This window comes from Planococcus beijingensis (assembly GCF_016820615.1).
GTDB classification, from domain to species: domain Bacteria; phylum Bacillota; class Bacilli; order Bacillales_A; family Planococcaceae; genus Planococcus; species Planococcus notacanthi.
This window is the reverse complement of record NZ_JADHDZ010000006.1, coordinates 96,412-109,016: the sequence shown is the minus strand read 5'-3', so window position 1 is coordinate 109,016 and position 12,605 is coordinate 96,412. Positions and strand designations below refer to the sequence as shown.

Below are 12,605 nucleotides of genomic sequence, written 5' to 3'. Positions count from 1 at the left end.
ACAGCCGGCATTTAGCGGCCGATCATTTCTCCATTTCTCAACGATGCAGCGATTTCATCGATTTTCCGCAGCCGGTGATTGACACCTGACTTACTGACTGTTCCACCAGACACCATTTCACCCAACTCTTTCAAGGTGACGTCTTGATACTCTACCCGAAGTCGGGCAATTTCACGCAATCGTTCAGGCAATTGATCGATTCCAATTGCTTCATCGATAAAACGGATGTTCTCCACTTGACGCAATGCGGCGTCGATGGTTTTGTTCAAGTTGGCCGTCTCACAATTCACGAGACGATTCACGCTGTTGCGCATGTCCCGAATGATTCGGACATCTTCAAATTTCAATAAAGCGGAATGCGCGCCAGTGATGCTCAGGAAATCCGAGATTTTTTCGGCTTCTTTCAAGTACGTCACAAACCCTTTTTTCCGTTCGATCATTTTGCTGTTCAAATGGAATTCGTTCATTAGATCAACCAAAGAATCTGCATGGTCTTTATAAAGAGAGTAGATTTCCAAATGGTAGGAGGATGTTTCAGGATTGTTGACAGATCCGCCAGCCAAGAAGGCCCCCCGCAAGTAAGAGCGTTTGCAGCAATTTTTTTCAATCAATGTTTTAACAATTTGGTGCTGGAATTGAAACCCTTCTGTCAATATCTCCAGGTCTTCAAGGATATGCTTGGCACCTTCCCGAATTCTGCAAATATAGATATTGTTCTTTTTTAAACGCATCTTTTTTCTGACGAGCAATTCGACAGGATACGGCTTGTAGAAACGTTTCAATAAGGTATAGATACGACGGGCAATTGCCGCATTTTCAGTCTGGATATCCAAGCTTAATTGCCGATTGGAAAACGACAATGTGCCGTTCATCCGGATCATAGCGGAAAGTTCTGCCTTTCCACAACAATCATCCACTTCTATCTGTGTCATTTCTTTTTTTGTTTCCGATGCAAAAGACAAAATTCGTTCCCCCTTTCAAAGCACTAGAAGTAAAGCTGCTTTGAATCTTCGCTGGCACGGCCCCCAGCATATTCAAATAACCATTCTGCCACTTTCATCGGCTCATGCCGCACTATTTCTCCAAAGATATTGGCGATGTCTTTTCGGTGGACTTCGAGGCCCATCTCTTTCAGCTTCTCTTCGTCATATTCCACCGGCCATGCTTTTTCTTTTTTGTAGCGTTCGGCAACAACCGGCGGCACTTGGACTTTATCTAGCAGAATCGCATCCAAAAATCTTTCGCCGACATGGTCATAAAGTGCCTGTACGTGGTCAGAGGCTGTATATTCATACGTTTCGCCCGCTTGTGTCATTAAATTACAGATATAAATCTTCTTCGCCTTTGCCGCAAGAACTGCTTTTTTAATATCTTTTACGAGTAGATTCGGCAAAATACTGGTGTACAAAGAACCCGGTCCGACAACGATCACATCGGCGTTTTCAATGGCCGCTATCGCAGCAGGCAGTGCTTTTACATCACGGGGTTCGATGAACACCCGTTTAATCGGCTGCAAATATGCAGGAATCTTGGATTCGCCTTTGATGATCGTGCCGTCTTCCAACTCTGCATTGAGCGTTACAATTTGATTGGCCGCAGGCAAAACAGTGCCATTGACACTCAATACACGGCTCATTTCACGGACGGCATGAGAAAAATCGCCGGTAATATCCGTCAAAGCTGCAAGCATCAAATTACCCAAGGAATGGCCATCCAAATCCAAGGAATGCTTGAAGCGGTACTGGAACATTTCCGCTACCAATGGTTCTGTATCCGATAATGCAGCCAGCACATTTCGGATATCTCCTGGTGGTGGGATGTCCAAGTCATTTCGCAAACGCCCTGAACTTCCCCCGTCATCTGCCACAGTAACGATAGCCGTCAAATCCAGCGGATACAGCTTCAATCCTCGCAAAAGTGTGGAAAGGCCAGTGCCACCGCCTAAAATAACAATGCGTTTCCGGTGTTGGTTGCGTTCCATGCACTCAATCCTTTCTTATTTTGACGTCTCTGTGGGTGATGATGACTTTATTGTTCTCAGCGAGAAGTTTTCCGTAGTACTCGGCCAAGGTCACAGAACGGTGCTGTCCGCCTGTACAGCCAAATGCAATGACCAATTGGGCTTTTCCTTCATTTTTGTATTGCGGAATCATAAACTGCAGAAGATCCGTCAATTTCTCGATTAGTGTCTGAGTTTCCTGCCATTTCAGCACGTAGCTGGAAACCCGTTCATCTAATCCCGACAAAGGATTCAGTTCTTCAATATAGTAAGGATTCGGCAAAAAGCGGACATCGAAGACCAGGTCGGCATCGATCGGCATGCCGTGCTTAAACCCGAAAGACATCACATTCACTGTGAACACATTGCTGGTCTTAGAAGAAAAGTCCGCGATGATTTTCTCCTTCAGCTCACGTGGCGACATATTGGATGTATTGTATTTAAACTGCGCTCTTCCCTGAAGATCAGTTAACATGTCACGTTCTTTTTTAATGCCGCCCAAAACCAGTCCGCCTGGCGATAACGGGTGAGATCTTCTGGTTTCTTTGTATCGGCTCACCAATGTTTGGTTTTCCGCATCCAGAAACAGAACGGTGATGGAGACATTCGGTTCCTGCGATAAATGGTCGATCGATTCTACAAGGCTGTCAAAAAAGTCGCCGCCTCGTAAATCCATAACTGCTGCCACCCGTTTCATCGACTTCCCTGAATCTCTCATCAACTTGATAAAAGTAGGCAAAAGGGCAGGAGGCAAATTATCAATCGTAAAAAAGCCCAAATCTTCAAAACTTTGGATTGCCACAGTTTTTCCTGCTCCTGACATGCCTGTAATGATGATTAACTCTGTTTCTTCTTGGCGGTTATCCATTTTGGTGGTTCACCTCTTCTATTGATGTTTGGATGGTTTCTTTGATTAACTGGAAGTCCGGTGTGTAATGGAATGTCCCATACTGGATTCCTTGCTGGCTGGCTGCAAATTGCAGGTTGGTCCGGTCGCCTTCTGCCATCGGCAAAAACGCCAGATCCTCAACCGGATGCCATTCCAATAAGCCTTCTCGTGTTTCTTCAAACACTTTTCCGGTCAGTCCACGGGCTGCAAATGTGAAGAGCATCCACTCGTCCACATTTTGTCCATTTTCCTGGATCATCATTGTGTAAATGCCTTTTAAATGAGTTCCAACCGGAGTCGCATTCGTTTCTTCTTTAAACTCTCGAACGGCCGCCTCGAAAATCGACTCACCGGGCTCCATCTTTCCGCCAGGTGCCACATACCAGTCACGGCGCGGTTTCTTCAATAATAATACTTGTCCATTTTGGATAACTAACAAATTCGCGATTCGCTGCACATTCGACACTCCGCATCTATTGTAAACTTACTTCATTATACATGTATCCTGGTGTGTCATGCAAAAGAATGCAAAAAAAGAGGCCGTTTACCGGGTTGCCCGGAAAACGGCCTATCCAAATTCTTTATAAAAAGGGGGTCAATTTACTTTCTTAACTATACCTCTTATACATGACAAAGCTGTTACAAACAGATTAAGAAAAAATTAAGCTTGAGTTTTCATTGCCATTTTCTCGATAAGCTCTTCAATATAATGTTGAGCTGCCTGTGCTGCAATGCTGCCATCACCAGTTGCCGTAACTACTTGGCGCAAAGTTTTTTCACGAACATCTCCGGCTGCAAAGATTCCTGGAACTTTGGTTTCCATCTTCTCATTGGTCACCACATATCCTTCATCATTTAAAATCCCCAGTTCAGTAAATGGCTTTGTTAAAGGCAACATGCCGATGTAGATGAAGACGCCGTCTGCTTTAAATTCTTTTTCAGTCCCATCATCCGTCGATACCAATGTTACGCCTCCAACTTTGCCGTTTCCATCGTCGTGGATTTCTTTGACCGTGTTGCTCCAGATAAAGTCGATCTTGTCATTGGCGAATGCACGGTCTTGAAGGATTTTTTGGGCACGAAGTTCGTCGCGTCTGTGGACGATGGTTACTTTATCCGCAAAACGAGTCAAATAAACGCCTTCCTCGACTGCTGAATCTCCGCCGCCGACAACCACTAATTCCTTTTGTTTAAAGAAAGCTCCATCACAAACCGCGCAATAGCTCACGCCGCGGCCGCCAAGTTCAGTTTCTCCTGGAATGCCCATTTTCTTGTACTCGGCTCCTGTTGTTACGATAATCGCACGTGTTTTGTACTCTTTTGATCCAGCTTTGATGGTTTTGTATTCCTCGCCGTCAATAATTTCGGTAACATCACCATAAGCGTATTCAGCACCGAATTTCTTCGCGTGTTCAAACATTTTTGTAGATAAATCCGGTCCAAGGATATGGTCAAACCCTGGATAGTTTTCAATTTCTTCCGTATTGGCCATTTGGCCACCCGGAATGCCGCGTTCAAGCATCAATGTCGATAGATTCGCACGGGAAGTGTAAACAGCGGCAGTCATGCCTGCTGGTCCTGCTCCAATAATAATTACATCATAGATTGTATTCGTTTCAGTCATAACAATAGACCTCCTATTTCTCAGTAGCTAAATCGTATAAGATTCTGGGAAAACCTTCAACTTTTATGCCTATGCTCCTATTCCGGGAGGTAAGCAATGAGTTCTTTCATGTATTTCGTCAATGTAGCGACCGAAACACTGAACTGGTCAGCCAATTCTTTTTTTGTCAGCTTTTCATTTTTGGATGAACTGACCATATAGTCAACAGCTGCCGCCAATGCTGCCGGATTCTTAAACGCATAGTTGCGCAGGAATGCTTTTTCAACTAACAAGAACCACATTTGAAAAAGGTCTTCCTGCTGCTTCGTGACCATTTCTTGCTTTGCGTAGAGGAGCTCTGCAGTTTCCATTGCACGCATGAATGCCCGTTCTTCCGGAACAGACTCTTTGAATGGATGGCCAAGCGCATATCCGAGCACAAACGTTTCCAATGCCGATGGCTGAGTGGATTCCAGCCAATTTGGATGTGAAATAATTTCCTGTTTATGGGACGATTTGCCGAGCAGGAACAAACCTAAGAGCCGCTCACTTTTTTTGGCATGATCCAACTTCTTCGTCAAGTAATCACGGTCATGCTCCAGTGCATCTGCATGCGGCATCGCGGCATGCTCATTCCATGGCTCGTAGCCATCTTTGCCTGGATCCATTTTCTTCAATTGCTCCCACGCTTGGCGGGATGCTTCTTCATGCCCTGAATGGTATGCGGCATGCGATAACCAGAAATAGAAAGCAGGGTCTCCGTCAAAGCCGCGTTTCTGCAAGCTTTTCAGCCAACGATAAGCTTCCTTGTATTTGCCGACCAGTGCAAACGTCGCTCCCAGTTTGTAGCGATGCTCGAATACGTAAGGCTGGATTTTCTTCAACAGCTCAAGGACATCATCCAACTCCGCATTTTTTTCGTAGTAGTGGAAGACTGCCAAGTTACAGAGGGCGTGGAGATTCCCTGTGTTTCTGCGCAGTACATCATGGAGCAGCGCTTTCGCCATTTCGGCTTCCCCGATATAAAAGTAAGCCAAAGCAAGGTTGTTATAGGCGCCCCAAAAGTCAGCCTTTTCCTCAACCAGCTTTTCCAACAGCTCAATGGCTCCGGTAAAATCGCCTTGCTCCATCATCCGGCGGGCTTTTTCCTGACGGTAATAATATTCGCTGTCCTGTGCTTCCCCGTCATCGTCAAACAACTGCCAGTCTTCCTGTTCTGCGAAATCCACAATTTCCATGGCTTCGGCTGTATATTTCCCTTGCGTCTCATAGACCAGGTATTTTTTGGCGTATTTTCGCGCATCCCAAAACAAGCCCATATGCGCATGGACTTCTGCAAGAAAGAATAGGATTTCGGGTTCTTTCGGATCCAGTTCATGGGCAGCATGCAGCATATCCATAGCCTGTTCAAACTCCTGCATTTCCATCAGCACAATACCGTATTGCGACAAGATAAGCGGATCTTTCGGGCTCAGCTCTGAAGCACGGCGCAAATATTTGTGGGCTTTTGGATAATTTTCACGCTGAAGCTCTTTCAACCCTTTTTTGTAGTAGAATTCTCCTGTCGGTATAAAAGACAGCACGTTTTTATAGTTTGTTTTTTTATTCTCCAAAATATGCCTCCGAAAAAGTAAAAGGAACGATCAGAATCGTCCCTATACTCAAATGTGCTGTAATTATAGCATATTTCCGTGTTATTTACTTGTCGTTTTTACAGCGTGGCGCTCTTTTAGTACGTCAACCACCTGGCTGATTCCCACTTTTTGCTCTTGCAGCAGAACCAACACATGATAGAACAAATCAGCGGTTTCCATCGACAGCTCCTGTGCATCACGATTCTTGGCTGCAATGATTACTTCAGCCGCTTCTTCGCCCACTTTTTTACAGATTTTGTCTACCCCTTCTTCAAATAGATAGGTGGTATAGGCGCCTTCAGGCATTTCTTCTTCACGAGTTTTAATTAACGATGTCAATTGGGCGAACATATCCCCTGGAGATTCATTGCGTTCTCCGTGGATTGTTTCAAAGAAACAGCTGTCTTTGCCTGTATGGCAAGCAGGACCATTTGGAATCACTTCATAGATCAGTGAATCGCCGTCACAGTCCAAACGCACCGCTGTCACTTGTTGTGTGTTTCCGCTGGTTGCGCCTTTGTTCCATAATTCCTTGCGGCTTCTTGAATAAAGCCACGTTTCATTGGTATCCATGGTTTTTTGGACTGCTTCTTCATTGGCATATGCCAAAGTCAGTACTTCTTTTGTTTCTGCGTTCTGGATAATAACGGGAATCAGCCCGTCTTGGTCATATTGAATCGTTGTCATCGGACATTCACTCCCTCTTTCCGTAGATATTCTTTGACTTCAGCCACGCTGGTTTCTTTGTAATGGAAAATGGATGCAGCCAATGCGGCATCGGCATCCACCGCTTTAAATACTTCGCTGAAATGCTCTTTATTTCCTGCACCGCCGCTCGCAATAACCGGCACTTCGACCGCTTCGCGCACAGCCTGCGTCAATTCCAGGTCAAAACCGTCTTTCGATCCGTCTTTGTCCATGCTCGTCAACAGCAGTTCGCCGGCTCCGAGTTCCACGCTCTTTTTTGCCCATTCAATGGCATTCCATTCGGTTTTATTGCGGCCGCCATGTGTATAGACGTCCCAGCTGTCGCCGTTTTTCTTGGCATCAATGGCGACGACGATGCACTGGGAACCGAAGAAATCAGCACCTTCTTTGATTAACTCCGGACGGTCCAGAGCCGCTGTGTTCAAGGATACTTTGTCAGCACCTGCACGCAGCATACGTTTCATGTCCTCAAGGCTGCGGATGCCGCCGCCTACCGTAAACGGAATGGAAAGCTCGGTCGCAACAATTTTGACTACTTCCACCATAGTTTCTTTCCCCTCATGAGAAGCAGAGATATCAAGAAACACCAGTTCGTCCGCTCCTTGCTTATCGTAGAAACGTGCCAGTTCAACAGGATCTCCTGCGTCACGCAATGAAACGAAGCTGACGCCTTTGACGACTCGTCCTTCTTTGACATCCAGGCACGGAATAATGCGTTTTGTCAGCATGACAAAGCCTCCTCCAATGTAAAACGGTTTTCATATAAGGCTTTTCCGATAATCACACCTGCGATGTTGCTGTCACTAGATGCTTGCTTGACGTTGCGGATATCTTCCAGTGAACCGATGCCGCCGGAGACGATCACTTGCGCGCCTGCAGCTTCAACCAACGCTTGATTGGCTTTGATATTTGGTCCTGCCAGCGTGCCGTCTGTTGCAATATCCGTATAGATGAAATGCTTAGCGCCTTTTGAAGCGAAATAATTCGCCACTTCCGTCGCGGCCTGTCCGGATGTTTCAATCCATCCTTCTGTAGCGGCCATGCCATTTTTAGCATCGATACCGATGACGATGCGGTCAGCACCAAACTCCTCGATGAACGACACTGCAAGTTCCGGGTTGCGGATAGCAAGGCTGCCGATAATGACACGCGCTACCCCATTCGATAAATAATGCTGGATGTCTTCGCGTGTCCGGATACCTCCGCCCACTTGCACTTTAACTCCCAGTTTGGCTGCTTCGATCACGACTTGGTCGTTGATCCGGACGCCGTCTTTGGCTCCGTCCAAATCGACCATATGTATCCACTGTGCGCCTGCTTCTACGAATTTTTTCGCCATATCCACAGGCGAATCGCCGTAGATGGTTTCCTTGGCATAATCCCCCTGGAAAAGACGTACACACTTGCCATCCCGCAAATCGATTGCAGGATAGATTTGAAAGTTAGTCATTTAGGTTCCTCCTGACATTTGCGATCCACTGTTCCAATAAATAATGGCCGAAGTCGCCGGATTTTTCCGGATGAAACTGCATGCCTGTAATCAACCCATTGCCGACCACTCCCGGCACGTCATGATTCCCGTAACTTGCAGTTGCCCAAATTTCCTGTTCATCTGTATTGACCGCCAAAAAAGAATGGACAAAATAGACATGGGTATCGCTCAAGACTTCATCCAGCCAATAAGGCACACGTGAGAATTCGAGCCGGTTCCAACCCATGTGCGGAATCCGGTATGTGCCTTTTTCAAAACGGCGGATTTGTCCCGTCAGTAAACCCAATCCTTTGGTCGGTTTAACTTCAGAGCTGTCTTCATATAATAATTGCATACCGAGGCAGATTCCTAGAAGCGGAATATTTTTCTCCGGCAACGATTGGATGAATGTTGAAAGGCCTATTTGGTTCAGAAGCTCCATGGCATCCGGAAATGCACCGACTCCCGGCAGCAGAATCCCTTCCGCTTCCAGCAGAACAGCCGGATCATCCGAAACGATCACTGTGCAATCCAGTTTTTTCAAAGCCTGTTCGACGCTGAACAAATTGCCCATGCCGTAATCGATGATGCCGATGATCATGTCAACAGCCCCTTTGTGGACGGAACTCCTTTGACACGCGGGTCAATGCTTGTCGCTTCATCCAGTGCCCGTGCCAGCGCCTTGAACACTGCTTCGATGATGTGGTGTGTATTTTTTCCGTAATGGACGATGACATGGACATTCATGCGTGATTCCAGCGCGAATTTCCACAGGAATTCCTGCACCAGCTCCGTATCGAATGTCCCCACTTTTTCATTTGGAAGTTCGCAGCGGAACTCCAGATGCGGCCGGTTAGAACAGTCGATGACCACTTGCGCCAACGCATCATCCATCGGCACGAATGCATTGCCGTAACGACGAATGCCTTTTTTATCGCCAAGAGCTTCTTTAACAGCCTGGCCAAGCACGATGCCGATGTCTTCTGTTGTGTGGTGATCATCGATATGGGTGTCCCCATCCGCTTTAATATCGCCATTGAACAAGCCGTGCTTGATGAACAGGTCCAGCATATGGTCCATGAATGGAACGCCTGTATCGATGGTTGATTTGCCTTCTCCATCCAATGAAAAGTTGATGGCTACTTTGGTTTCATTGGTATTGCGTTTGATTTCAGCTTGTCTCATTGTTCATTCCCCTTTTCCCACGACCGCGATTCGACTGCACGCGCATGGCCTTCCAATCCTTCAAGGCGCGCCAGACGGGCGATTTTATCTTTATTTGTTTGCCAAGCCTGCTCGCTGTAGCGGACAATGCTGGTTCGTTTAATAAAATCATAAACAGATAATGCGCTCGAGAAACGAGCCGTGCTGTTGGTCGGCAATACATGGTTGGTTCCCGCAAAATAATCGCCGATCGGCTCGGATGAATAGCGTCCGATAAAAATGGCACCGGCGTGGTGGATTTTGTCTGCCACCGCTTCTGCATCCTCCGTCATGATTTCCAAGTGTTCAGGAGCCAATTGATTCGCAGCTGCAACCAGCTCTTCCATCGTCTCTCCCAGGTAAATCATGCCATGATCTGCAATCGCAGGGCTGGCGATGGCTTCACGCGGCAAAAGAGCTAGTTGCCGGTCCACTTCTTTGGAAACCGCATCGGCTAAGCTTTCGCTTATCGTCAACAGTACCGCACTGGCCATCGGATCGTGTTCTGCCTGTGACAATAGATCTGCTGCGACTTCATCGGCATAAGCCGTGTCGTCAGCGATTACAGCAATTTCACTCGGCCCTGCAATCATATCGATGGCGACATCGCCGTTGACTTCCCGTTTCGCCAACGCGACAAAGATATTGCCGGGACCGGTAATTTTATCGACCGGAGCAATGGACTGTGTGCCGTAAGCCAGTGCCGCAATGGCTTGGGCACCGCCTGACTTATAGACTTCCGAAATGCCCAGGATATGGGCCGCTGCCAACACTCCGTCGGACAAGGTGCCGTCTTTGCCTGGAGGCGAAATCAAAACGATGCGGGAAACGCCCGCTACCTGTGCAGGAATGACGTTCATCAACACGGATGAAGGATAAGCAGCAGTTCCGCCTGGTACATAAAGCCCCGCAGATTCGATGGCGGTGACACGCTGGGCAACATACGAACCGTCCTCGTTGTCCAGCCGGTATCCCTGCTGTTGCTGGCTTTCATGGTATTTGCGGATATTCGTCGCTGCTTCCGTCAGATCCTCCAGCAGTTGGCGGTCAAAACGCGCGACTGCTTGTTCAATTTCTTCTTCTGTTACACGCAAGGATGATAGGTTGGCACCGTCCCATTTTTCAGCGTAACGGAACATCGCCTGATCACCATTTTCCCGAACGTCCTGGATAATATCTTTTACCGCCGCAACCTGCTGGCCGGTTCCTTCTGCAATTGTTCTTCTGATGGAAATTCCTGCTGACAAACGAGTTATTTTCATAAGCTTGCCTGCTTTCTCAAGTTCTCCACAAGTTCGGTAATGCGCTTCTGCTTCAAACGGTAACTGACCGGATTGGCAATTAAACGCGATGTGATGTCGACAATTTTCTCGTATTCGACCAACCCGTTTTCCTTCAAGGTTTTGCCGGTCGAGACGATATCCACAATGCGGTCTGCCAAGCCGATCATCGGCGCCAATTCAATCGAACCGTTCAATTCGATAATTTCGACTTGTTCGCCTTTGCCTCTATAATATTGTGAAGCCACTTTCGGATATTTGGTCGCTACCCGCGGCGTCACTTCATTCATCGGTGTATCGGGCATACCGGCAGTCGCGATATAGCAACGGCTGATGCCAAGATCCAATAATTCATAGACATCCCGGTCATGCTCGAGCATGACGTCTTTCCCGGCAATGCCGATATCCGCGACTCCGTGTTCCACATAGGCAGGAACGTCCATCGGCTTGGAAAGGATAAAGCGGATGTTCTCATTTGGCGCTTCAACAATCAATTTCCGCGAATCGTCGAGTTCTTTCGGCAAATCATAGCCTGCCTTCACCAATAATTCGTATGCTTCTTCAAATATACGGCCTTTAGGCATTGCAATCGTTAATGCATCCATCAATTGGCACCTTCCATTCGTAGGACATCACTGAACAAAGCGCTGAATTCATCTATAGCCAGAACCGCTGGCGCGAATTGCAGCGTAACCCGTACGCCTTCGCCGCGAAGTTTCTGCGCTTTGTCAAACGCCCGTTCTTCATTGGGTTCATCAAAAAGAATCAAGGTATGGTTTTCCTGTTCGGCATCGGCAGAAATGATTTCCAATAGGCGGTCGACACGCAGTCCAAAACCGGTTGCGCCGACCTGAAGCCCGAATTGCTTCATCAAGCCATCATAGCGTCCTCCGTTGCCGAGCGGAAATCCGCTGCCTGCTCCATATACTTCAAACACCAAGCCGGTGTAATAAGTCATGTGGCTGTTAAACGATAAGTCATATGTAACCGCATCGGCCAAACCGCTGCGCTCCAATATGGTCTTCAACTTTTTCATGCCTTCGAATAACGAAGTCTGTTTGGTATTAGCCGGATCGATCCATTGCTGCCATTCTTCGACAGTTGACGTTGACATCAAGCCGATAAACGATTCCAGTCTGGAAGGCTCGATCGGCAACTGTTTGGCCAAACTTTCAAAACCGACGCTGTTCTTGGAAACGAAAGCGCTATGCACTTTCTCAATTTGTTCCTGATCCAATCCGAAGTCTTCAAGGATCAGCTGCAGCAATTGTGTATGGCCAATGACAAAACGGCTGGATTTAATATCCAGGTTCTTTAGGACGTTCCATGCCAGAATGATCACTTCAGCATCCGCATACAAGGAATCATCGCCGATCAGTTCTACGCCCATTTGTTCAAATTCTGCGGGGCGTCCGCCTTCACGCTTCTGGGCACGGAAAACGTTTGAATAATAGCCAAGCCGCACCGGCATTTTTTCTTTCAATAATTTCGAAGCGGCAACCCGTGCAATCGGTGACGTCATGTCCGGACGCAAAACCAAAGTTTCACCTTGGCTGTCCAATAATTTGAATAAGGCATTATCTGCAATGGCAGAAATTTTGCCTATGGTTTCATAGTATTCAAGTGTTGGTGTTTGCAATAGGTCATAGCCTGCTTGCTGGATAATGGCGGTTCCATTCGAACGGAGCTCCGCTTTCTTTTTAGCGATGAATGGAAAATCGTCTCTCATGCCTAATGGTTTTTCAAACATTTGTATAGTCATTCATAAAACTCCCTAATATTGGTTATTTTACTTTAGTTCGCTAATGTGGTGAAGTA

Annotated in this window: 14 protein-coding genes; all 14 read right to left on the bottom strand. The window is 47.0% G+C overall.

Annotated elements, in window-relative coordinates:
• Window positions 1-11: 11 nt before the first annotated feature.
• A complete protein-coding gene (gene whiA, locus IRE19_RS14780) occupies window positions 12-962 on the bottom strand; it encodes a DNA-binding protein WhiA (RefSeq protein ID WP_191716555.1) in 951 nt (316 codons plus the stop codon).
• A 23-nt stretch (window positions 963-985) separates the two neighbouring features.
• Window positions 986-1,981: a gluconeogenesis factor YvcK family protein gene (locus IRE19_RS14775; RefSeq protein ID WP_203340992.1), complete on the bottom strand. Its 996-nt coding sequence runs from the start codon at window positions 1,979-1,981 to the stop codon at window positions 986-988.
• Between the two features lie 4 nt (window positions 1,982-1,985).
• Window positions 1,986-2,867, bottom strand: coding sequence for an RNase adapter RapZ (gene rapZ / locus IRE19_RS14770; RefSeq protein ID WP_203340991.1), 882 nt, complete (start codon window positions 2,865-2,867; stop codon window positions 1,986-1,988).
• Window positions 2,860-3,345 (bottom strand): NUDIX domain-containing protein, encoded by a 486-nt coding sequence (locus tag IRE19_RS14765; RefSeq protein ID WP_191716558.1) that lies wholly within the window; start codon window positions 3,343-3,345, stop codon window positions 2,860-2,862. Before IRE19_RS14765 ends, rapZ begins: the two co-directional genes overlap by 8 nt.
• A gap of 204 nt (window positions 3,346-3,549) precedes the next feature.
• Complete coding sequence (trxB, locus tag IRE19_RS14760) at window positions 3,550-4,512, bottom strand: thioredoxin-disulfide reductase (protein ID WP_203340990.1); 963 nt, start codon at window positions 4,510-4,512, stop codon at window positions 3,550-3,552.
• Between the two features lie 77 nt (window positions 4,513-4,589).
• A complete protein-coding gene (locus tag IRE19_RS14755; RefSeq protein WP_203340989.1) occupies window positions 4,590-6,104 on the bottom strand; it encodes a tetratricopeptide repeat protein in 1,515 nt (504 codons plus the stop codon).
• Between the two features lie 81 nt (window positions 6,105-6,185).
• The gene (hisIE, locus tag IRE19_RS14750; RefSeq protein WP_191716561.1) at window positions 6,186-6,812 is read right to left on the bottom strand and encodes a bifunctional phosphoribosyl-AMP cyclohydrolase/phosphoribosyl-ATP diphosphatase HisIE; all 627 of its coding nucleotides are present in this window, start codon (window positions 6,810-6,812) and stop codon (window positions 6,186-6,188) included.
• Window positions 6,809-7,561, bottom strand: a complete 753-nt coding sequence (hisF, locus tag IRE19_RS14745; RefSeq protein WP_203340988.1) for an imidazole glycerol phosphate synthase subunit HisF — start codon at window positions 7,559-7,561, stop codon at window positions 6,809-6,811. The genes hisIE and hisF overlap by 4 nt, the downstream gene beginning before the upstream one ends.
• Complete coding sequence (gene hisA / locus IRE19_RS14740) at window positions 7,555-8,283, bottom strand: 1-(5-phosphoribosyl)-5-[(5-phosphoribosylamino)methylideneamino]imidazole-4-carboxamide isomerase (protein WP_203340987.1); 729 nt, start codon at window positions 8,281-8,283, stop codon at window positions 7,555-7,557. The genes hisF and hisA overlap by 7 nt, the downstream gene beginning before the upstream one ends.
• Complete coding sequence (gene hisH, locus IRE19_RS14735; protein WP_203340986.1) at window positions 8,276-8,905, bottom strand: imidazole glycerol phosphate synthase subunit HisH; 630 nt, start codon at window positions 8,903-8,905, stop codon at window positions 8,276-8,278. Before hisH ends, hisA begins: the two co-directional genes overlap by 8 nt.
• Complete coding sequence (gene hisB, locus IRE19_RS14730) at window positions 8,902-9,489, bottom strand: imidazoleglycerol-phosphate dehydratase HisB (RefSeq protein WP_191716565.1); 588 nt, start codon at window positions 9,487-9,489, stop codon at window positions 8,902-8,904. Before hisB ends, hisH begins: the two co-directional genes overlap by 4 nt.
• Entirely contained in the window at window positions 9,486-10,769 is a 1,284-nt protein-coding gene (hisD, locus tag IRE19_RS14725) for a histidinol dehydrogenase (RefSeq protein ID WP_203340985.1), read from the bottom strand. Before hisD ends, hisB begins: the two co-directional genes overlap by 4 nt.
• A complete protein-coding gene (hisG, locus tag IRE19_RS14720; protein ID WP_191716567.1) occupies window positions 10,766-11,392 on the bottom strand; it encodes an ATP phosphoribosyltransferase in 627 nt (208 codons plus the stop codon). The genes hisD and hisG overlap by 4 nt, the downstream gene beginning before the upstream one ends.
• On the bottom strand, window positions 11,392-12,549 hold the full coding sequence (gene hisZ / locus IRE19_RS14715) for an ATP phosphoribosyltransferase regulatory subunit (protein ID WP_203340984.1): 1,158 nt from the start codon (window positions 12,547-12,549) through the stop codon (window positions 11,392-11,394). The genes hisG and hisZ overlap by 1 nt, the downstream gene beginning before the upstream one ends.
• Window positions 12,550-12,605: the final 56 nt, after the last annotated feature.